Source organism: Streptomyces sp. S4.7, from assembly GCF_010384365.1.
In the GTDB taxonomy this organism is placed as follows: Bacteria; Actinomycetota; Actinomycetes; order Streptomycetales; family Streptomycetaceae; genus Streptomyces.
In genome coordinates, this window is sequence record NZ_CP048397.1 from 241,622 (window position 1) to 264,245 (window position 22,624).

The 22,624-nt window shown below is 73.1% G+C and carries 11 protein-coding genes; 2 read left to right on the forward strand and 9 right to left on the reverse strand.

The genetic code is table 11. The features are described from left to right. Nucleotides 1–90: 90 nt before the first annotated feature. From SSPS47_RS01060 to SSPS47_RS01100, 9 genes are all read right to left on the reverse strand, one after another. Nucleotides 91–10,956, reverse strand: a complete 10,866-nt coding sequence (locus tag SSPS47_RS01060) for a type I polyketide synthase (protein ID WP_164247770.1) — start codon at nt 10,954–10,956, stop codon at nt 91–93. A gap of 91 nt (nt 10,957–11,047) precedes the next feature. Beyond that, nucleotides 11,048–12,358, reverse strand: coding sequence for a methylaspartate mutase (locus tag SSPS47_RS01065; protein WP_164247773.1), 1,311 nt, complete (start codon nt 12,356–12,358; stop codon nt 11,048–11,050). Continuing rightward, nucleotides 12,355–12,828, reverse strand: a complete 474-nt coding sequence (locus SSPS47_RS01070) for a cobalamin-dependent protein (protein ID WP_164247776.1) — start codon at nt 12,826–12,828, stop codon at nt 12,355–12,357. Before SSPS47_RS01070 ends, SSPS47_RS01065 begins: the two co-directional genes overlap by 4 nt. Before the next feature lie 5 nt (nt 12,829–12,833). After that, complete coding sequence (locus SSPS47_RS01075) at nt 12,834–14,078, reverse strand: type III PLP-dependent enzyme (protein WP_164247779.1); 1,245 nt, start codon at nt 14,076–14,078, stop codon at nt 12,834–12,836. Further along, nucleotides 14,075–15,574: an AMP-binding protein gene (locus SSPS47_RS01080; protein ID WP_164254324.1), complete on the reverse strand. Its 1,500-nt coding sequence runs from the start codon at nt 15,572–15,574 to the stop codon at nt 14,075–14,077. The genes SSPS47_RS01075 and SSPS47_RS01080 overlap by 4 nt, the downstream gene beginning before the upstream one ends. 35 nt (nt 15,575–15,609) lie before the next feature. After that, complete coding sequence (locus tag SSPS47_RS01085) at nt 15,610–17,316, reverse strand: AMP-binding protein (RefSeq protein WP_164254325.1); 1,707 nt, start codon at nt 17,314–17,316, stop codon at nt 15,610–15,612. Between the two features lie 24 nt (nt 17,317–17,340). Continuing rightward, nucleotides 17,341–17,592: a phosphopantetheine-binding protein gene (locus SSPS47_RS01090; protein ID WP_164247782.1), complete on the reverse strand. Its 252-nt coding sequence runs from the start codon at nt 17,590–17,592 to the stop codon at nt 17,341–17,343. Nucleotides 17,593–17,686: 94 nt separating this feature from the next. Beyond that, nucleotides 17,687–18,685, reverse strand: a complete 999-nt coding sequence (locus tag SSPS47_RS01095) for an ACP S-malonyltransferase (protein WP_164247785.1) — start codon at nt 18,683–18,685, stop codon at nt 17,687–17,689. A 73-nt stretch (nt 18,686–18,758) separates the two neighbouring features. Then, complete coding sequence (locus tag SSPS47_RS01100) at nt 18,759–19,655, reverse strand: proline iminopeptidase-family hydrolase (RefSeq protein WP_164247788.1); 897 nt, start codon at nt 19,653–19,655, stop codon at nt 18,759–18,761. Nucleotides 19,656–20,068: 413 nt separating this feature from the next. Here SSPS47_RS01100 and SSPS47_RS01105 point away from each other — a divergent pair, with 413 nt between their 5' ends. After that, entirely contained in the window at nt 20,069–21,292 is a 1,224-nt protein-coding gene (locus SSPS47_RS01105) for a cytochrome P450 (protein WP_164247791.1), read from the forward strand. A gap of 89 nt (nt 21,293–21,381) precedes the next feature. Further along, on the forward strand, nt 21,382–22,611 hold the full coding sequence (locus SSPS47_RS01110) for a cytochrome P450 (protein WP_164247794.1): 1,230 nt from the start codon (nt 21,382–21,384) through the stop codon (nt 22,609–22,611). Nucleotides 22,612–22,624: the final 13 nt, after the last annotated feature.

Consider the following 22,624-nt stretch of genomic DNA (forward strand, 5'->3'; position numbering starts at 1 on the left):
GTCGCGCGGCCGCGGGTCGTGTGGCGTGGGGTCGTGCGGCGGAGGGGTCGTACGGCGTGTTGTGGAGAGGTCGTACGGTGTGCGGCGCGGTCAGCCGGAGGCGCCGCGGTCGAGTGCGGCGCGTACGAGATCGGCGACTGCCATGTCCTTGATCTCGTCGCTCCGGTCGGCCGTCTGCGCCGCCGGTACCGGCGGTGTGCCCGGGGCGGCGTCCGGCGAGCCGGCGTCGCGCCCCCACGCCATCAGCGTGTCGAGCAGCCCGGCGTGCCGCAGCCGGTCCACCGGGATCCGGGCCAGCAGATCGCGGACGGTGCCCTCGTCCTGGTCCCCCGACTCACCGTCGGCGGAGGCGCGTTCGCGCTCGGGGGCGATCGTGGCCAGCAGGAACTCGGCCAGCGCCGCCGGGGTGGCGTGGTCGAAGATCATCGTGGAGGGCAGCCGCAGGCCGCTGACGGTGTTGAGCCGGTTGCGCAGTTCCACGGCGGCCAGGGAGTCGAATCCGAGGTCGGTGAACGCCTTGCGGGGCTCGACCGACCCGGCCCCGTCGTGGCCGAGTACGGCGGCGACCTCCGTCCTGACCGCTTCGAGCACGGTGAACGGGTGGTCGGGCGCCGGGATCGTGGCGAGCCGTTCGGCGAGGGTGACCGCCGTGGTCCGCCGCACCTCGCGGCGCGCGGCGGTGGGCACGAGACCGCGCAGGACCGCGGGCAGGTCGTCGCCGCGCCGGCGCAGCGCGGCGGTGTCCAGGTGGACGGGTACGAGCGTGGTCAGCCCCGATGCCACGGCCGCGTCGAAGAGAGCCAGTCCCTCGTCCGCCGTCAGGGCGCCCGTACCGGCGCGCTCGATGCGTCGCAGGTCCGCGTCGGCGAGCCGCGCGCCCATGCCGCCGCCTTCGGCCCACAGGCCCCAGGCGAGGGAGAGTGCGGGCAGTCCCGAGTCCCCGCGGTGCTCGGCAAGGGCGTCGAGGAAGGCGTTGGCGGCGGCGTAGTTGCCCTGGCCGCTCGCGTCCAGGGAGCCGGCCGCCGAGGAGAACAGGACGAAGTGCGCGAGGTCCTGGGACTTCGTCAGCTCGTGCAGATGCCAGGCGGCGTCCGCCTTGGGCCGGAGCACCGTGTCGACGCGCTCGGGGGTGAGCGTGGCGACGGTGCCGTCGTCGAGGACACCCGCCGTGTGCACGACGCTGTCGACGCGGTGGCGCGAGAGCAGCCGGGCGAGCGCCGCCCGGTCACCCACGTCGCAGCTCACCACCCGCGTGCGGGCGCCCAGTTCGGCCAGCTCCGCGACGAGTCGCGCGGTGCCTGGGGCGTCGTTGCCGCGCCGGCTCGCCAGGACGAGGCGGGTGACGCCGTGCCGGGCGACCAGATGCCGGGCGACGAGCGCGCCGAGACCGCCGGTCCCGCCGGTGATCAGCACGGTGCCCCAGTCCCTCGTCTCCGCCGCGGTGGCCGCCGGCCGGGCCCTGGTCAGCCGGGGTGCGCTCAACTCCGTGCCGTGCAGGATCAGTTCGGGCTCTCCGCTGTCGAGCACCGCGGCGATCCTGGACCGGGTGAGACCGCCCTCGTCGATGCGCACCAGTACCGTGCGGCCGGGGTCCTCGGCCTGGGCGGCGCGTACGAGACCACGCACGGTGGCGCCCACGAGCCCGGGTCCGGTCGCGACGACCAGGGTGGAGTCGGCGTGCCGGGCGTCGCGCGGCCACTGTTTGAGCACGGGGAGCACCGCGTCCAGCGCCGTACGCAGCGCGGCCGGGACGTCGCTCGGCACGCCGTGCGTCTCGGGTACGGGCAGGACGACGACGTCGGCGGGCTCGTCGAGTCCGTCAGGTGTGGCGGCGACGGCGGCGCCGAGGCCGAGGTCGTCGCCGCCGCCGAGTACGGCGTAGCCGAGCGCGGTGCGTGTCCCGGTGTGCGGGGGCAGGGGTACCGGCACGACGGTGTACAGGGAGTCGGTGTCACCGGTGAGCGCGGCGACGGCGACCGGGCGGGTGAGGTAGGACGCGACGGACACCAGGGGGACCCCGTCGGCGTCGGCGAGGTCGAGCCGCAGCTCCTTCTTCCCGGTCCGCACCAGCCTGACCCGCGCGGCCGACGCTCCGGCCGCGTGCAGCGTGACACCGCTCCACGCGAACGGCAGGTGCACGCCGTCCCCTTCACCGCCGTCGCCTTCGCCGCGGGTCCGGTCTTCGTCGTCAAGGAGCGACGAGACGTGCAGCGCGGCGTCCAGCAGCGCGGGGTGGATCCCGAAGCGCGCGGCGTCCGGCCGGGCATCGGCGGGCAGCGCGAGTTCGGCGTAGACCTCCTCGCCCCTGCGCCATGCCGCGCCGACACCGCGGAAGACGGGGCCGTAGTCGTAGCCGTCGGCTCCCATGCGTTCGTACAGCGTGTCCACGTCGACGGCGGTGGCGCCGGGGGGCGGCCAGGAGCCCACCGGCTCGGCGGGGGTGGTCCGGCGGGTCAGGGTCCCGGTGGCGTGACGGGTCCAGTCGGCGTCCTCGCCCTCGCTCTCGGCGCGGGAGAAGATCTGTACGGTTCCGTCGGCGCCGGCCGCGACCTGGAGCTTCACGGCTCCCGCTCCGGGCAGTACCAACGGCGCCTGGAGGGTGAGTTCTTCGAGCACCGGCAGACCGACGAGGTCGCCCGCCCGGATGGCGAGGTCGACCAGGGCCGTGCCGGGCAGCAGGGTCGTGCCGAGTACGGCGTGCTCGGCGAGCACGGGGTGGGTGACGGTGGAGATCCGGCCGGTCAGCAGGACGTCGTCGGAGCCGGCCCGCCGGATCACCGCGCCGATCAGCGGGTGGTCGACGGGGGTCAGCCCGAAGCCGTCCGCGTCGCCCCTGGCCGCCGGGGCGTCGAGCCAGAAGCGGCGGTGCGCGAACGCGTAGGTGGGCAGTTCGACGGGCCGGGACCGGTGGTCCCCGTACAGGGCGGGCCAGTCGACGTGCGCCCCGCGGGTGTGGACCGAGGACACCGCGGCGAGCAACTCCCGCAGCGGATCGCGGTCCTTGCGGGCGACGGGGACGAAGGAGGTCACCGCCGTCTCGGGGAGGCAGTCGGGGCCGAGGGCCGTGAGGACGGCGGCGGGGCCGAGTTCGAGGAAGGTGTCGACGCCCTGGTCGTGGAGTGCGGCGACGGCGTCGGCGAAGCGGACCGTCTCCCTGATGTGCCGGACCCAGTAGTCGGCGGAGCGGAGTTCGTCGGCGGTCGCGGTGCGGCCGGTCAGCGTGGACACCAGTGGGATGTGCGGCTCGGCGGTCGGCAGGGCCGCGACGACGGCGCGGAAGTCGTCGAGCATGGCGTCCATGCGCGGCGAGTGGAAGGCATGGGACACCCGCAGCCGCTTGGGCGAGTCCAGGCGGGCGGTGATGTCCAGGACCGCGTCCTCGTCGCCGGAGACCACCACGGCGCGGGGGCCGTTGACGGCGGCGATGCTCGTGCGGCCGTCGAGCAGGGGCCGTACCTCCTCCTCCGTGGCCCGGACGGCGACCATCGCGCCGCCCTCGGGCAGCGCCTGCATGAGCCGGCCACGGGCGCCGACGGCCGTGGCGGCGGCCTCCAGCGACCAGACTCCCGCGACATGCGCGGCGGCGAACTCGCCCACGGAGTGACCGGCGAGCGCGTCGGGGCGCAGCCCCCAGGACTCCAGCAGGCGGTAGAGCGCCACCTGGGTCGCGAAGAGGGCGGCCTGGGTGTACGCGGTCCGCTCCAGCAGGTCGGGGCGGGCGCCGAACACCACGTCGGCCAGGGGGTGTTCGAGGTCCCGGTCGAGAAGGGCCGCCGCCGCGTCGAAGTGGGCGGCGTACACGGGCCAGTTGTCGTACCAGGCGCGCCCCATGGCGGGACGCTGGGCGCCTTGGCCGGAGAAGAGGAAAGCGGTGCCGCCCTCGGTGACGGTTCCGGTGACGAGCCCGTCGTGGCCGGCTCCCCCGGCGAGCGCGTCGAGCGCGGCGGCGGTCTCGGTCCGGTCGGCGGCGAGGAGTACGGCGCGGTGCGGGTGGGTGGCTCGTGTGGTGGCGAGGGCGGGGCCGAGGTCGGCCGGGTCGGCGTCGACGGACCGCAGGGCGGTGGCCTGGCCGCGCAGCGCGTCGGCGGAGCGTGCGGAGACGGGCACCGGGACAGCCAGGGGTACGAGGTCCGGGTGGGCCGGTTCCCCGGCCTCGGGCTCCGGCTCGGCGCCGGGCTGCTCGATGATCACGTGGGCGTTCGTCCCGCTGATGCCGAACGACGAGATGCCCGCGCGCAGCGGTCCCTCGGGCCTGTCCCAGGCCTGGTCCTCGGTGAGCAGCCGGACCGCTCCCGACTCCCAGTCGACCTGGTCGGACGGGGCGTCGACGTGCAGGGTGCGCGGGAGGGTACGGTGCCGCATCGCCATGATCATCTTGATGACTCCGGCCACTCCGGCCGCGGCCTGGGTGTGTCCGATGTTCGACTTGATCGAGCCGAGCCACAGCGGCCGGTCGGCCGGCCGGTCCCGGCCGTACGTGGCGAGCAGGGCCTGCGCCTCGATGGGGTCGCCGAGGGTGGTGCCCGTGCCGTGGCCCTCGACCGCGTCGACGTCGCCGGGCCGCAGTCCGCCCGCTTCGAGCGCGGCGCGGATGACGCGCTGCTGGGAGGGGCCGTTGGGGGCGGTGAGGCCGTTGGACGCGCCGTCGGAGTTGACGGCGGAGCCGCTGACCAGCGCGAGTACACGGTGGCCGTTGCGGCGGGCGTCGGAGAGTCGCTCCATCACCAGCATGCCGACGCCCTCGCCCCAGCCGGTGCCGTCGGCGGCCGTGGCGAAGGACTTGCACCGTCCGTCGCTCGCGAGGCCCCGCTGCCTGCTGAAGTCCACGAACGTGTCGGGGGTGGACATCACGGTGACGCCCCCGACCAGCGCGAGGGAGCACTCGCCGCCGCGCAGCGCCTGCGCCGCCAGGTGCAGGGTCACCAGCGAGGAGGAGCAGGCGGTGTCGACGGTGAGCGCGGGCCCTTCGAGCCCGAGCGCGTAGGCGACCCGGCCCGAGACGACGCTGCCCAGGCTGCCGTTGCCGAGGTACGCGGCCACGTCGTCGGGCACGTCGGTGAGCCGGCTCGCGTAGTCGTGGTACATCACCCCGGCGAAGACCCCGGTGTCGGTGGAGCGAAGGGTGTCGGGGTCGATGCCCGCGCGCTCGCACGCCTCCCAGGACACTTCGAGCAGCAGCCGCTGCTGCGGGTCCATCGCCGCGGCCTCGCGGGGGCTGATGCCGAAGAAGTCCGCGTCGAACTCGGCCGCGTCGTAGAGGAATCCGCCCTCGCGGGCGTACGTCCTGCCGGGCTTGCCGGGCTCGGGGTCGTACAGTGCCTCGGCGTCCCAGCCCCGGTCGGCGGGGAAGTCACCGATCGCGTCCGTCCCCTCGGCGACCAGGCGCCACAGCTCCTCCGGGGACCGTACGCCGCCGGGGAAGCGGCAGCTCATGCCGACGATCGCGATCGGCTCGTCCGGCCGCGCCGCCGCGGTGGCTCCGGCGGCGGGCGCGGCGGCAGTGTCGTCCTCGGCGCCGTACAGCGCCTCGCGGAGATGGGCGGCGAGTGCCTTCGGGCTGGGGTGGTCGAAGACCAGGGTGGACGGCAGGCGGAGCCCGGTGGCGGTGTTGAGCCGGTTGCGCAGTTCGACGGCGGCGAGGGAGTCGAAGCCGAGTTCGGTGAAGGCGCGGCCCGGCGGGACGGCGGCGGCGCCGTCGTGGCGCAGGACGGCGGCGACCTCGGTCCGCACCAGCTCCAGCAGGGCGCGGTCGCGCTCCTGGGGCGGGAGCGACGCGGTGGCGGGGGCGCCGTGCGTGGCCGGCGCGGCGACCGGGGCGGTACGCCGGGGCGCCGGCCGGACGATCCCGCTGAGCAGGGGCGGTACGCCGCCCGCGCGGCCGCGGACGGCCGCCGCGTCGACCTCGACGGGCACGACGCGTGCCTCGCCGGTCCGTACGGCGGCGTCGAAGAGTTCGAGGGACCTGGTGGCGCTCAGTCCGGGCAGGCCGTGGCCGGCGATGCGCTCCAGGGCCGTGGCGTCGAGTGCGGCGCCCATGCCGGTGTCGGTGGCCCACAGGCCCCAGGACAGGGCGGTGGCGGGCAGGCCCAGGGCGGCGCGGTGTTCGGCGAGCGCGTCGACGAAGGAGTTGGCGGCGGCGTAGTTGCCCTGGCCCGCGCCGTCCAGGACGGCGGCCAGTGAGGAGAAGAGCACGAACGCGGACAGCGGCCGGTCGCGGGTGAGTTCGTGCAGGTGCCACGCCCCGTCGGCCTTGGCGCGGAAGACCTCGTCCACCAGCTCGTCGGTGAGGGTGCCGATCACACCGTCGTGGACGATGCCGGCCGCGTGGACGACGGAGTCGACGGGATGCCGGTCCAGCAGTCCGGCGAGGGCCGCGCGGTCGCCGACATCGCAGCCGACGACGGTGACGGTGGCTCCCGATCCGGTGAGTTCCGCGGCCAGTTCGGGCGCGCTGCCGCGCCGGCCGACGAGGACGAGGTCGCGTACGCCGTGCCGGGTGACGAGGTGACGGGCCAGCAGCCCGCCCAGCCCGCCGGTGCCACCGGTGATCAGGACGCGGCCCCAGACCGGCGGCGCCTCGGTGCCCGCCGGCAGCGCGGCCAGCCGGGGGACGGTCAACTCGGCTTCCGAGACGAGTACTTCCGGCTCCCCGGTGGCCAGGGCGGACCTGAGCAGGGCGTCGGGCAGCTCGCCCTCGTGCCGTACGAGCACGAAACGGCCGGGGTTCTCGGCCTGGGCCGAGCGCACCAGACCCTCGATCGGGGCGTGTGCGAGGGACGCCGGGGTGACGACGGCGAGAGGTGCGGCGCCGAACCGGTCGTCGGTGAGCCAGGCCTGGAGCACCCGCAGGGTGCGGGCGGTCGCGGCGCGGGCGCCCGCGAGGGGGTCCTCGTCGGCGAGCGGGACGCGGAACACGACGGCGGACGGCGCACTGTCCCCCAACTCCGCGTGTGGGGCGTCCAGTTCGACGAGGTGGTCGTCATCAGCGCCCGCGGGGACCGGGACCGGGAGCCTTCGCAGTGTGTACATCGTGTCGGCGCCCGGCACGGGGCGCGAGACCAGGCCGGCGATCTCGGCGACCGGTGCGCCCGCGCCGTCGGCGAGCAGCAGGGCGAGGGAGTCGTCGCCGGTGCGGGTGAGGCGTACGCGCAATGCGGCGGCGCCCGACGCGTGGAGCGTGACGCCCGTCCAGGCGAACGGCACGAGGACGTCGCCGCCGCGGCCGGGCGTCTCCGAGCCGTGGGGGCCCGCGCCGTAGGTGTCCGGGTCGGACGCGTGGAGGGCGGCGTCGAGCAGTGCCGGGTGCAGGCCGAAGCCCGCCGGGTCGGCGGTTCCGGACGGCAGGGCTACCTCCGCGTACACCTCGTCACCGAGCCGCCAGGCGGCCGTGACGCCCTGGAACGCGGCACCGTACGCGTACCCCTGGCCGGCCAGTGTCCCGTACAGGCCGCTCACGTCGACGGGTTCGGCGCCGGGCGGCGGCCAGGACTCCAGTCCGGCGGGGCGCGGCGCCGGGGCCGTGGCGAGGACGCCCGCGGCGTGCTGGGTCCAGGAGCCGGGCTCGGCCGTGTCGTTCTCGGGGCGCGAGTGGATCGTCAGCGGCAGCCGGCCGCTCGCGTCCTGCTCGCCCACCGCCACCTGCACGGCCACGCCGGTCCCCTCCGGCGACAGGACGAGCGGCGCGCCGAGTGTCAGCTCCTCGACGGACGCGGCCCCGACGTGGCCGGCGGCGCGCAGCGCCAGCTCCACGAACGCGGTGCCGGGGAAGAGGACGCGCCCGTCGACGACGTGGCCGGCGAGCCACGGCTGTGTACGGGTGGAGAGCCGTCCGGTGAGCACCACACCCTCGGCCCCGACCGCGACGACCGCGCCCAGCAGCGGGTGATCGGCGGGCAGTTGGCCGAGTCCGGCGGCGTCCACGGTGCCCGCGCCCTGTTCGAGCCAGAAGCGCCTGCGGCGGAAGGGGTACGTCGGCAGCGCGATACGCCGGGCCCGGTTGCCGGCGTGGAAGCGCCGCCAGTCCACGGGGACCCCCCGGCGGTACGCGAACGCCAGCGCGCCGACCGCCTCCGGCACTTCGGGCCGCTCGCGGCGCAGGAGCGGTGCGAAGGCGGCGTCCTCGTGGCGCGCGCAGTCCTGGCCCATGACGCTGAGGACGGCGTCGGGCCCGAGTTCGAGGAACGTGAGGACGCCGGAGTCCTCCAGGGCCCCGACGGCGTCGTGGAAGCGGACCTGGGCGCGGACGTGGTCGACCCAGTACTCGGGGTCGAGGATCTCCTCGCCCGCGAGGCGGCCCGTCACGGTGGACACGACCGGGATGGCGGGCGAGGTGTACTTCAGCGTCTTGGTGACGCGGCGGAACTCCTCCAGCATCGGTTCCATCAGCGGCGAGTGGAAAGCGTGGGAGACCCTGAGGCGCTTGGTGTTCCTGCCCCGCTGCGCCAACCGACCGGCCAGGGCGAGCACTTCGTCCTCGGCGCCCGACACCACGACCGCGTCGGGCCCGTTGACGGCCGCGACGCCGGTTCGCGCGGTGAGCAGTGGCTCGACCTCGTCGGCCGTCGCGCGCACCGCGACCATGGCTCCCCCGGCGGGCAGCTCCCGCATGAGCCGACCGCGCGTGGCGACGAGGATCGCCGCGTCCTCCAGGGAGAGGACGCCCGCGACATGGGCGGCGGTGATCTCGCCGATGGAGTGGCCCGCCAGATAGTCGGGGGTCAGCCCCCAGCTCTCCACCAGCCGATAGAGGGCGGTCTCGACGGCGAAGAGGGCGGGCTGCGCGTAATCGGTGCGGTGCAGCAGGGCCGCGTCGTCCTCGTCGGCGGGATCGGCGAACAGTACGTCGCCGAGCGGCCGGTCGAGGTGCATGTCGAGGTAGGCGCAGGCGTCGTCCAGCGCGTCGGCGAACACCGGGTAGGCGGAGGCGAGTTCGGCGCCCATGGCGAGACGCTGACTGCCCTGGCCGGTGAAGAGGAACGCGAGTTTCCCGGCGACGGCCGTGCTCACGGGGGTGCTGCCCTCGGCGAGCGCCGCCAGCGCCGTGCGCAGTTCCTCCCGGTCGTCGGTGACGACGACGGCCCGCTCGTCGAGGGCGGTGCGGGTGGTGGCGAGGGAGAAGGCGAGGTCGGGCAGGTCGGCGGGCGCGGCGTGGTCGACCAGGGGGAGGAGGTCGGCGGCGCGGGCGCGCAGCGCCTCCTCGCCCCGGCCGGACAGCACGAACGGCAGCACGGCGGGCACGTCGGCACCCGGTCCGCCGTCCGTCGCTCCGGTGCCGGCCGCCACGGTGTCCTCGGTGGCGTGCGAGGCATCGGGGGCCCCGGGGGCCTCCAGGACGAGGTGGGCGTTGGTGCCGCTGACGCCGAACGACGAGACACCCGCCCGCCGGGGCCGGCCTTCGGCGGCGGGCCACGGCAGCGCCTCGGTGACGAGTTCGACGGCGCCGCCGGTCCAGTCGACGTGCGGCGTCGGCTCGTCGATGTGCAGGGTCCGGGGCACCCGGCCGTGCCGCATGCTCAGGATCATCTTGATGACCCCTGCCACGCCCGCCGCGCCCTGGGTGTGCCCGAGGTTGGACTTCACGGAACCGAGCAGCAACGGCGCGTCGTCGGGACGGTCCTGGCCGTAGGTGGCGAGGATCGCGTCGGCCTCGATGGGGTCGCCGAGCCTGGTTCCGGTGCCGTGGGCGTCGACGACGTCGACATCGGCGGGTGTCAGGCCGGCGTTGGCGAGCGCCTGCCGGATGAGCCGCTGCTGGGAGGCGCCGCTGGGCGCGGTCAGTCCGTTCGAGGCGCCGTCCTGGTTGACGGCGGATCCCCGGACGACGGCGAGCACCCGGTGGCCGTTGCGGCGGGCGTCGGAGAGCCGTTCCAGGACGAGTATGCCCACGCCCTCGGCGAAGCCGGTGCCGTCGGCGCCGGCGGCGAACGCCTTGCAGCGCCCGTCGGGGGCGAGCCCGCGCTGCCGGCTGAACGCGGTGAACACGCCCGGCCCGCCCATCACGGCCACGCCGCCCGCGAGCGCGAGCGTGGACTCACCGCGGGCGAGCGACTGACAGGCGAGGTGCAGGGCGACGAGGGAGGCGGAGCAGGCGGTGTCCACGGTGACGGCGGGGCCTTCGGCGCCCAGGACGTAGGCGACGCGCCCGGAGATGACGCTGGAGGCGTTGCCGGTGAGCAGGTAGGCGTCGAGCCCGTCGGGGGCGTCGTGCAGGCGCGGCCCGTACTCCTGGACCTCGGCGCCGACGAACGTGCCCGTCGGACTGCCGTGCAGGGTTCGCGGATCGATGCCCGCGTCCTCCAGTGCGTGCCAGGCGGTCTCCAGTACGAGCCGCTGCTGCGGATCCATGCCGAGCGCCTCGCGCGGGCTGATACCGAAGAAGTCGGCGTCGAACTCGGTGGCCGTGTCCAGGAATCCACCGGCACGCGCGTAGCTGCTGCCGGGCCTGTCGGGGTCGTCCTCGAAGAGCGAGCCCAGATCCCAGCCCCGGTCGTCGGGGAACGCGGACAGCACCTCACCGCCCCGGTCGAGCAACTCCCAGAGGTCGTCGGGTGTGTTCACCCCGCCGGGGAAGCGGCAGCCGATGCCCACGACGGCGACCGGCTCGTCGTCGCCGACGTGCTCGGCGGCGACCGGCGCACCGGGGGCGGCGCCGAGGGCTTCCGCGATCAGCCGGTCGGTGAGTGCTTCGGCGGTGGGGCAGTCGTACGCGACGGTCACGGGCAGCCGCAGTCCGGTCTCGGCGGTCAGCCTGCGGTGCAGGTCGACCGCGGCCAGCGAGTCGAGGCCGAGGTCCGCGAACGGCAGGGAGGTGTCGATCCGGCCGAGTTCGGGGCGAGCGGCCCGCAGGGCGGCGGTGACGTGCGCGCTCACCCGTTCGAGGACCAGCCTGCGGCGCTCCGACGGTGGAGTGGCGGCCAGCAGCCGTGACAGTGCCGAGCCCGAACCGGTCGTGTTCATCGACGCATCTCCATTCATCGACACATGTCCATATCGGTCGACACCCGTTTGACGTGAACCGTAATTACGCGCGAAGAGAGCCCATAACCCCTTACGCCCCCCTAGCGGGCGACCCGCTCGTCGGCGGGCGAATACCGGGGCGTTCGGAATCGAACGTCCGGCGAATGTAGGACAGCGAGGAGAGGAGTTCCGTCGACGAGACCGCCCGCGCCGTGCCCGGCCCGGCGAGCCGGGGAAGCGGCATTTTCCCGGTGGTCGCCCAGCGGAGCCGGCCTTCGTCGTCCAGATAGCTCCTGCTGAGTCCCGCGTTGTCCGGATGAAGACAGTACGGGACGTCGAGATAGCCGCGCCCGAACGCCGTCAACAGCCCTTGTCCGACGTCGGATCCGAGATTCAGCACCGCTTCGACCAGCGCGGACGCCTCCGCGTAGGTCTCGGAGTCGGCCGCGGGCTCCGGGCCGCGCGAGGTGCCCTCGGCGACTGCCGAGGCGTGTTCCAGCGCGCTGACGTTCTCCTCGATGGTGGGAATGCGCAGGGATTCCGAGACCGTCTTCACGATGAGCCGCTCCGCCCCGGTGGTGACCGCCAGTTCCGCCGCCTGTCCGAGCAATGCGAAGGTGCCGGCGGGTGTTTGCGGATACAGCCCCATGTAGGCGTAGACGACGACATGCCACTGCGCGCCGGGAATTAATTCCGCGCACAGCCTGCGCAGCGCGGCGACGGCTTCCTCGTCCTGGGCGCGATGGGTCTGCTGTGCGTAGCTGACCGAGATGCTGCGCAGCCCGTATTCGTAGAAGAACCGTGCCTCCAGCGCGCTGATGGCGACCAGCAGACTGGGCGGGCAGAGCTGGCCGAGCATGCAGCCGCCGAATGTCTCCAGGTGCGGTTCGAGGCCGGGGCGCCGGCCGGAGGCGAACAGCGCGGACGAGCGGGCCCAGTTGGCGACGGACCGGGCGAGCGGGGTGCGCCCGTACGGCAGGCAGTACGAGACGGGGCCGCCCTCCGAGGCGTCGAGGCCTGCCGCCATGAGCGCCTTGAAGATGTCCTCGGGGACGGCGGAGCCGTGCCGGACCTGGACGGGGAAGTCGTCGTCGCGTATCCCGTCGAGGATGCCGTGGGTGGTGTCGAGGCCGTGGCTGACGATGGGGTAGCCGTTGAGCGCGACACCTTCGAGCAGGGCCAGTTCGGCGGATTCCAGGTCCCCCACCCTGGTGTAGCTGTCCAGGGTGAGGGTGCCGACCGTGGTGGCGCGCGCCCGTCTGGTGGCCAGCAGGCCGGCCCGCATGACGGCCGGGTCGCTCATCCCCATGCGCGGCTGGACCACCAGTCGTCCCGCTCCGTGGGCCCGGCGGACGAACGCGCCGAACCCGGCGTCGTGCGCACCGGACCCGGCGTCGTTCACACCGCGGCCCGCTGCGGCATCGAGGTGAGCATGCGCCGGAAGGTGACGATCCCCTCGGCGGTGTCGTCGAAGACCGCGTCGTAACCGGCGGCCATCAGTCCGACCGTTTCGTCCGCGCTCTGTTCGCCGTGGATGCCGAGCTTGCCGCCGATGACGACGGGGACGTCCGCCAGGTCGGCGCACTCGCGCAGGCCGGTGATGGCCCGCATGCCGTCCCGGTAGCCGTGGCCGTTGACGCTGCTCATGACGACGAGCGCGGGGCGTTCGGCACGGACCGTGCCGATGAGCAGGTCCTCGGGGACGCACGGGCCGAGGTTGACGACGCGGTGGCCGTGCTCCTCCAGCAGCAGTTGCAGGAAGACCAGACCCCAGGTGTGGGAGTCGGACATCGCGCCCGCGACGACGACGGTCGAACCGTCACCGGCGGAGGCGGCGGGTGAGGGGGTGGTGGTCTCTGTCGTTGTACTCATCAATGTCACAGGGCCTGTCCGTGTTCGTAGCCGCGTATGTGTTCGATCCGGGAGACGGAGACCAGCTCCGTACCGCGTACGACGATCTCCTTGGGTGCCGGCCTGCCGAGGAACATCAGCAGGCTCGCGGTGGTCCCGTAGGCACCGGAGTTGGGGATGGTGACGAGGTCTCCGGGCGCGAGGTCCCGCAGGCGCAGATCACGTCCGAGCAGGTCGCCGGGGGTGCACAGGGGGCCGACGAGACTGGTGGTGCGCTCGGCGGCGGGGTCGGCCTCCAACGGGCCGACGGTGACGGGGAAGATACGGCCGAGGCCGGACATCCCGCCGAACACGTTGATGCCGCCGTCGAGTACCGCGAAGCGCCGGCCGCGGCTCTCCTTCAGATTGACCACCGCCAGGAGCAACGACCCGCAGTCGCCCACGAGATGGCGGCCCGACTCGCAGGCGATGCGCGGGGCGCCCTCGCGCCAGCCGGGGAAGTGCTCGTCCAGGTCGGCGGAGAGCGCGGCGCGCAGGTTCGCGTAGACGGGCCGATCGCCGCTGACGGCGTACGGCGCGGCGAATCCGCCCCCGATGTCCAGGAAGCGCAGCGGTACGCCGAGTTCGCGCTGGAGGTGCGCCGCGGTCTCGATGGTGTTGCGGAACTCCGCGATGAGGCTGGGCTCGTCGCCCGCGTTGCTGAGCGGGAAGAAGTGCAGACCCTCCACGACCGTGCCGGGCACGTCCGTGACCTCGTGCCGCAGCTCCGGGAGCGTCTCGCTGTCGAAGCCGAACTGCGAGGGCACACCGGTCATCCTGATGCTCGTGGGCGCGCTCGCCGCGGCGCTGTTCACGCGCAGCAGACACTTGGCGACGACGCCGAGCGCGTCGGCCCGCGCGCCGACGCGCCGGAGGTCGCCGAGGGACTCGACGGAGAACCTGCGTACGCCTCGCGCGAGCGCCTCGGCCAGCTCCTCGTCGGTCTTGCCGGGGCCGGTGTACAGGATGTCGGAGCCGGGGAAACCCGCCTGGAGCACGGCGTCCAGCTCGCCGGTCGAGCTGATCTCGGCCCGGCAGCCCCGCCCGTCGTCCCCGCGCATCTCCCGCAGGATCTCGGGGTGCGGGTTGGCCTTCGCCGCGTAGTAGAGCGCGACTTCTTCGGGGAGCGCGTCGAGCAGGTCGCGGCGGGCGGTGGCGACGCGATCGAGGTCGTACACGTAGCTCGGGGTGCCGAAGTGTTTGGCGAGCTCGTGGAAGTCGGTGCCGGTCACCGCGGGGTCCCTTCGAGGAGGCGGGTGAGCTGCTTGCGGTCGTGCTTGCCGTGCTGGGTGAGCGGCAGCTCGTCCAGGACCTGGCAGGTGGCGGGGACCTTGGCGAGTTCGAGCCGCAGGGAGAGTTCGCGCAGGACGGTGTGCGGCGCGATCTCCCCCTCGACGAAGACGGCCAGATCGCGGGCCCCGTCGGGCGGTACGGCGACGGCGGCGCGTACGCCGGGGATGTCGGTGGCGGCGGCCTCGATCTCGATGGTGCTCATCCGCACGCCCCTGCGTTTGAACATGTCGTCGCGCCGGCCCTCGTAGTAGAGGAATCCGTCCTCGTCGAGATGTCCGAAGTCGCCGGTGTGCAGGCGCGGTTCACCGCTGGGCGAGGTGCGGAAGGTGCGTGCGGTGACCTCCGGGGCCCGCCAGTAGCCGGGCATCACGTGCGGCCCTTCCACGACGATCTCGCCGGTGACGCCGGTCGGCAGCTCACTTCCGTCCTCGCCGAGGACGCGCACCCGGGTGCCGGGCAGCGGCCGGCCGACGGAACCGCCCTTGCTGTCCTCGAACTCCGGGGGCAGCACGGAGATCCGCTTGCACTCGGTCTGCCCGAACTGGCGCACCACGGCGACCGAGGGAAACGCGGCGCGCAGTCCGTCCGCCGTGGTCTTGGGCAGCGCGGCGCCGGTGTTGGTGAACATCCTGACGCGGGAGGGGCCGTCCGCGCGCGTGTACGGCTCGCGCTCGGCGAGCGCGCAGATCATGGCGGCCAGGGACGGCACGATCGGCACGACCGTCGCCCCGCACTCGCGGATGCGCTCCAGCAGGACCAGGTCCGACTCGCCGTCGGCCAGGACGAGTTCGCTGCGGCCGAGGGTGGCGAGCAGGATCTTGTAGAGGCCGTAGTCCCAGGAGATGGGGAAGCGGCAGAAGACGACGTCGTCGGGCCGGTAGCCCAGTTCGAGCTGGATGGCCTCCGAGGCGAAGACCATCCGGCCGTGCGGGCAGACGACCGCCTTCGGCGCCGCCGTACTGCCGGAGGTGTAGACGAGGACGGCGATGTCGTCGGCGGACTCCCGCGCGGCGGGCCCGCCGCGCGCTCCGCGCTCGCGCAGGCCGGTCACCTCGTCCCAGAGGGTCTCCAGCGCGAGTGCCGGCGCGTCGGCGAGCGCGCCGATCCGCTCCACCGCGTCCTGGGGGACGACGACGAGGGCCGGTTCGCAGTTCTCGGTCACCGACCTCAGGTGGTAGTCCTTCATGCCGGTGTTCACCGGTACGAGGACGGCGCCGTGGCGCGCCGCGCCGTAGAAGAGCGCGACCAGTTCCCGGGTGCTGGGGACCTGGACCAGGATCCGTTCGCCCCGCCGGATTCCGCGCTCCGCCAGCCAGGCGGCGAACGCGCGGCTGTGGTCGTCGAGTTGGCTGTAGGTCCAGCGTCCGGCCGCGTCACGTACGGCCCACGCGTCGGCGGCCTGTGCCACGGCCTCGTCGAGCAGCGTGTGCACCATGACGTCCGAGCGGGCCCCGATGCCCCGTTGAGTGTTCACTTCGCCCCGCACGACCTTTCTTGGGTTCCCTCGCGTGTCCCGGTGTCCGCGGCGGCCGGCGCCGGGGCGCCGGCGGCCAGGACGGCGAGTTGCCTGCGGTCCGTCTTCCGGTTGGAGTTGAGCGGGAAAGCGTCGAGATGCGTGTAGCGCTTGGGTACGACGGCGACGGGCAGCGTCCGGCGCAGTTCCCGGGCCAGTTCGGCCGGTGGGCTCGGACGGCCCGTGTAGAAGATGGCCAGCTCGACCGTGCCGCCGGCCGGTACGGCGACGGCGACCGCGTCCTGGACTCCGTCGCAGTCGCGCGCCGCGGCCTCGACCTCGGCGAGTTCGATCCGTACGCCGTGGACCTGGACCTGTGAGTCGCCCCGGCCGAGGTAGTGCAGGACACCGTCGGCGTCACGCCTGACACGGTCGCCGGTGCGGTACCAGCGGTGCCCGTCGCGGTCGAAGAACCGGCCCTCGTCGTCCTGCGGATCGAGGTATCCGGCCGTCAACTGGGGCCCCGCGATGCAGAGTTCGCCCTCCTCGGAGGTCGAATCAAATCCCGGACCGCCTGTCGGGGCCCGTTCGCCGTCCGGTGCCAGGAGCAGCACGCCGTGGCCCTCGTGGACGGCGCCGATCGGCACCATGCCGTTGAGCCCGCGGTCCTGGCCCGGTGTCCAGCGGTGCGCGCTGACGGTGATGGTCAGCTCGGTGGGCCCGTAGAGGTTCTCGATCACGGAGCCGGGTGCGGCGGCGGCCCAGTCGTCGGCGTCCCGGCTGCTCAGCGCCTCGCCCGCGAAGAAGCTCCAGCGCAGCGTTTCCATGGCGCCGGGGCGCAGCCCGCCCATGCGCCGGACGAGAGCGACGGCGCTCGGTGTGGAGAACCAGACGGTCAGGCCGTGTCCGGCGGCGAACGCGGGCATGTCGCGGTAGGCGGCGGCCGGGGGCGGTACGAGTGTGCCGCCGGAGCCCCAGGCGCAGAAGAGGTCGAACATGCCGCAGTCGAAGTTGAGGTCGAAGTTCTGTGTGAAGACGTCGTCGGGCCCGAAGTCGTAACGCGCGTCGAGCAGCCGGAAGTAGTGGTCGGTGTTGGCGTGGGTGACCGGCACTCCCTTGGGTCGCCCGGTGGAGCCCGAGGTGAACAGGACGTACGCGACGTCCTGGGGCCGTGCGGGCACGGGCTCGGCCAGGGCGGCGTCCGCGCGGTACGGGATCCACGGCATCGGGACCGGCCGTATCGCCGCGCCGCCGATGCCTTCGCCGCCGCCGGGCCCCTCGGTGCCGCCGAGGCCCTCGGTGCCCGCCGTCAGTTCGGTGTGGGCGCGGAAGAGCGCCGGCAGGCGGGCGCCGGCGGCGGCGAGTTCGAGGAGCGCGGGGAGCGAGTCGTCGTCGGCGATGAGCGCGTCCACCCCGCTCGCCTCGATCATCCGCAGGGTGCGGGCGGCGGGGAACGTCTGCTGGAGCGGCACCGTCGTGACGCCGGTGTACAGGCCGGCGAGCAGTGTCGGGTAGGCGGAGACGCCCTTGCCGACGAGTACGCCGACCGCGCGGGGTCCGGCGGGCACCGCGGCGAGCAGTGAACCGGCGAGCCCCAGTGCCCGTTCGTGCAGTTCCCGGTAGGTCAGGGTCCCGTCGCCCGCCCGCACGGCGGGGCTGTCTGCGGAGCGTGCCAGGCCGCGCAGGAACCGTCCCGGCAGCGTGGCGTCCGTCGTGAGGGTGATGGTGTCCACGGTGGGCCCCCGCCCTCAGCCCGCGTCGCGCTGGGTCAGGCTGTCGACGGTCTTCCAGAGGATGCCGGGGGTCTCGAACGAGCCCATGGTGAGCTCGTCGCCGAGGAAACGGATCTGGTAGGTGTCCTCCAGCGCGCCGAGGAGCTGCACCATGCCCAGCGAGTCGAGTCCGAGGTCGCGCAGTTTGACGTCGTCGTCGAGCGGCTCGTCGGGGGCCGCGAAGGGGAGGAACTGGCGCAGCAGCGGCGCGAATCGGTCGTCCTGCACGGTGACTCCAAGGTGTCGTGAGGGGTGGTCGTCGTACGGCCGCCCGCAGGGCGGCGCGGTCCCCCGGGCGCTCTCGCTCGGGCGGCGTTGTCGCTCAGGCGGCGCCGACGCGGGTACGGCGTTCGTGCGTGCGGCGGGTGTTCGTGCGGCGCGGCGTCATCGCGGCGCGGGGGTTGGCGGGCACGACCTCGAAAGCCTCCGTCGTACGGCCGACCCGGCCGAACAGGTTGTCCGGGCCCGCGACGCAGACGCGGCGGGTGCCGAAGGACCGCAGCCCGTCGATGACGTCGGGCCAGTTCAGCGGGCGGGTGAAGCTGTCCAGCAGCATCGCCCGCAGGCCGGCCCCGGTCTCCACGAGCGCGCCGTCCTGGTCGGCCACGACCGGCAGCCGCGGGTCGGCGAAGTCGAGGTCGGACAGGACCTCGCGCTCGACGCGGTCACGGAGCGGGGCGAACGCGGCGCAGTGCATGGGCGGGCGCATGGTGTAGAGCGAGAGCGCGCCGACGTCGCGCAGCCGGGAGCGGAACCAGTCCACACGGTGTTCGCCGAGCGAGACCATGTAGAAGCCGTCGTCGATGTAGCAGGAGATGTCGTGCCACTCCCCCGCGGCGTCGAGGTCGGCGAAGATCGCCGTCAGTCCCTCCTCCGGGGCGCGGACGAAGGACAGCGTGACGATGTCCTGGTGGGCGTGGCGGAAGTAGTCGTCCATGCATCGCGCGAGTTCGGCGGTCATCCGGATCGCCTCGGCGACGGTGAGCGCGCCGCAGTAGGCGAGGGCCGCCTTCTCGCCGAAGCTCGGTCCCGTCACCACCGAGGGGACGATGCCCAGTTCCCGCTCCGCCCATCTCGCGGACGCCAGGCAGTTCACCAGGAAGGCGACCTGGGCGGCCTCCGAGTAGTCGCCCTCCGCCTCGCGGAAGGTGTCCACGAGGGAGTAGCCGAGTACGTCGTCGGCGATCGCGACCAGCTCTCTGGCCTCCGGGTTGACCACCATGAAGCGGCCCACGTCCGAGAAGGGCGACGGCCCCATGCCGGGGAACACCATGGCGGTGGCGTCCGGGCCGGCCGTGCCGTCGTTCGCTGTGCTTTTCATGGCCTCCCCTTGCCGGGCGCGCGTCGAAGCGCGTACCGGATCGTGTGATGGGTCGGGACGCCGCGCCGCCGCTCTACAGACTCTTCAGGAAGTCGACCATCACCTCGGTGAACCGCTCGGGTTCCTCCAGGTGCGGCAGATGGCTCGACTCCTCGAAGATCTCCCAGCGCGCGCCGGGGACCAGGTCGGCGTAGGGCCGCATGACGGCGGGCGTCGCCTCGTCGTGCCGGCCGCCGATCAGCAGGGTCGGGGTCCTGATCCGGTGCAGATCGTCGATGATCGACCAGTCGCGCAGGGTCCCGATGACATGGAACTCGTTCGGCCCGTTCATCGTGTGGTAGACGGTCGGATCGTTGTAGATCTCCATGAACGAGGACAGGAAGTCCTGCGGCCACGGCTGGATCCGGCACACATGGCGGTCGTAGAAGACCCGCATGGCGGCGAAGTACTCGTCGGTGTCGGTGGTGCCCGCCGCCTCGTGGCGCAGCAGGGTCTCCTGCACCTCGGGTGGCAACCCGGCCCGCAGCGCCGCCATTTCGCTGAGCCACAGCGGCATGGAGGCGGGTGCGTTGGCGACGACGAGTCCGCGCAGCCCGGCCGGGTTCGTCATCGCGTGCGACGCGGCGAGCGGGCCGCCCCAGGACTGGCCGAACAGGACGTAGTCGTCGGCGACGCCGAGCCGGTCGACGAGGTTGTCGAGTTCGGCGAGGAAGAGGTCCACCGTCCAGAAGCCAGCGTCTTTGCCGGGGAGATGGGTGGATCCGCCGTTGCCGAGCTGGTCGTAGTGGACGACGGGCCAGCCCTCGTCGGCGAGGGCCGCCAGGGCGAGCAGATAGTCGTGCGTGCTGCCGGGGCCGCCGTGCACGGCGACGAGCGCGGGCCGGCCTGCCTTGAGGTCACCGGTCACGCGGTACCAGGTGCGGTACTGCCGGAAGGGGACTGTGCCCTTGTCGCTGGGATCCGGTGACACGGTGAGCACCCCGTTCCAGTTGTCTGAGTGGGGACCACGGAGGCGTGATCGGGATCGACGCTAACCCCGCCGCGGGGCTGATCTGGACCCCCTAACCGCCCCTACCGGACCGGGGCGGTCGGGGCCGTCCACCGGCCGGTGTGTGGGCGGCCGGTGGCGCCTTCGTCCCTGGTCCGGGACCGGACAACCGGCAGGGGGAGGTAGGGGGGTTCGGCGGTCACGGGGGGCGGATTACTGTGCGGGAGGCGGCCGGGCCGGACACCGAGCACCGCCGGATCCGGGCCCAGGCTCCCGCCGTCGTGGGGCGTGTGGACCGCTCTCCCCCGGAGCGTCACGCGCTCCGCGGACACGTGCCGCGACCGCCGACGGGTCCGCGCCCGCCACCACCCACGTACCGAGTTCGAGAGGGCACCATGAACCCTGCCGACCGTGCCGGCGAGGCCGAGCACCCGCCGTTCCCCATGACCCGCGCCTGCCCCTTCGCACCGCCCGCCCGCTACGCCGAACTGCGCGAGAACGAGCCCGTCTCGCGGGCGTCCCTGAAGGTGAACGGCAAGCCGGCCTGGCTGATCACGCGGCACGACCATGTGAAGCAGATCCTGAGTGACTCGCGGGTCAGCGCCAACCTGAAGCTGCCGGGCTATCCGCTCCAGGTCCCGGTGCCCGACGAGATGCTCCAGGCGGTGCCGCTGACGTTCCTGTCCATGGATCCGCCGGACCACACCGTCCAACGGCGCATGCTCGCGCCCGAGTTCAGCCTGCGCCAGATGCGGGCGATGCGGCCCCGGGTGCAGGAGATCGTGGACGAGCGTGTCGACGCGATGCTGGCGGCCGGAGGCCCCGTCGACCTGGTCGCGGCGCTCGCCCTGCCCGTACCGTCGCTCGTCATCTGCGAACTGCTCGGCGTGCCCTACGAGGACCACGGCCGGTTCGAGCACTGGGCGTGGCAGATCATGAACCACGAGATCAGCGACGAGGAGCGCGGCGCCGCGCACTACGAGCTCGACAAGTACGTCGACGGGTTGGTCACCCTGAAGGAGTCCGAGCCGGGCGACGACATGATCAGCCGGCTGATCGCGCTGAACCGCGCCGAGCCGGCCGTCGAGCACTCCGACATCGTGAGCATGGCGCGGCTGATGCTGGTCACGGGCCACGAGACGACGGCGAACATGATCGCCCTCGGCATGCTCGCCCTGCTCGAACACCCGGAGCAGCTCGCCGCGGTGCGTGACGAACCGGCTCTCCTGCCGCAGGCGGTCGAGGAGTTGCTGCGTTTCTTCAGCATCTCCGACGCGGGCACCGCGCGCGTGGCGAAGGAGGACATCGAGATCGGCGGCACGGTGATCCGCGCGGGTGAGGGCATCATGCCGCTGAACAACTCCGCGAACCACGACGAGAACGTCTTCCCCGACGCCGACACCCTCGACGTGCGCCGGTCGACGCGCAGCCATCTCGCCTTCGGCTACGGCGTGCACCAGTGCATCGGGCAGAACCTGGCACGTCTGGAGCTGGAGGTCGTCTACGACACGCTCCTGCGCCGGATCCCCGGTCTGCGTCTGGAGAAGCCGGCCGACGAGCTGCGCTACAAGGACGACGCGATCGTGTGGGGTCTGTACGAACTCCCGGTGAGCTGGTAGCCGCCTCGGGGCGTGTCCTGAGAGTCCCGTGCGGCCGAGCGGGCCGTACGGAGCGAGCCAGACCCAGAGCGACTGCCAGAGAGGGCACCATGACCCAGTCAGCCGACCGGAGCGCGGACACGACCGCCCTGCCGGAGTTCCCGATGCGCCGCGCCTGTCCCTTCGCGCCGCCGGAGGAGTACGCGAAGCTGCGCACGGGTGAACCCGTCTCGCGCGCCGCGCTCAAGGTGAACGGCAAGCCGACGTGGCTGCTCACGCGCCACGACCACGTCCGCAAGGTCCTCGGGGACGCGCGGGCGAGTTCGAATCTCAGACTGCCGGGATATCCGCACCAGTTCCACATCCCGGAGGAGATGCTCCAGCACATCCGGCTGATGCTGCTGTCGATGGATCCTCCGGAGCACACCGCCCAGCGGAGCATGCTGCTCTCGGAGTTCACGGCGCGCAAGGCCAGGGAGATGCGTCCCCGGATCCAGCAGCTGGTGGACGAGCGGATCGACGCGATGCTGGCCGCCGGCGGCCCCGTCGACCTGGTCGCGGCGCTCGCCCTGCCCGTACCGTCGCTCGTCATCTGCGAACTACTGGGCGTGCCGTACGACGACCACGCCAAGTTCGAGGAGTGGTCGGCGCGGCTGATGAACCGAGACCTCAGCCAGGAGGAGTACGGCGCGGCCGTGGCCACGCTCGACGGCTATCTGGACAAGCTCGTGACCCGCAAGGAGAGCGAGCCGGGCGACGACCTGCTCAGCCGGTTCATCGAGAAGAACCGCGTCACCGAGGCGTGCGACCACCTCGACATCGTGACGATGGCCAGGCTCATGCTGGTCGGCGGGCACGAGACGACGGCGAACATGATCGCCCTGGGTGTCCTGGCGCTGCTCGAACACCCCGACCAGCTCGCCGCGGTCAGGGACGAGCCCGGGCTGATGCCGAAGGCAGTCGAGGAGCTGCTGCGTTTCTTCTCCATCTCCGATTCGGGCACGGCCAGGGTCGCGGTCGAGGACATCGACCTGGACGGCACGGTGATCCGCGCGGGTGAGGGCATCATGGCGCTCAACAACGCCGCGAACCACGACGAGAACGTCTTCCCGGACCCCGACACCCTCGATGTGCGGCGCGACGCGCGCGGCCATCTCGCCTTCGGTTTCGGTATCCACCAGTGCATCGGGCAGAACCTCGCGCGGGTGGAGCTGGAGGTGGTCTACGAGACCCTGTTCCGCCGGATTCCCGGGCTGCGGACGGCCGCGCCGGTGGACTCCCTGCCGTTCAAGGACGACGCGATGGTCTACGGCGTCTACGAGCTGCCCGTCACCTGGTGACGGGTCACCCATT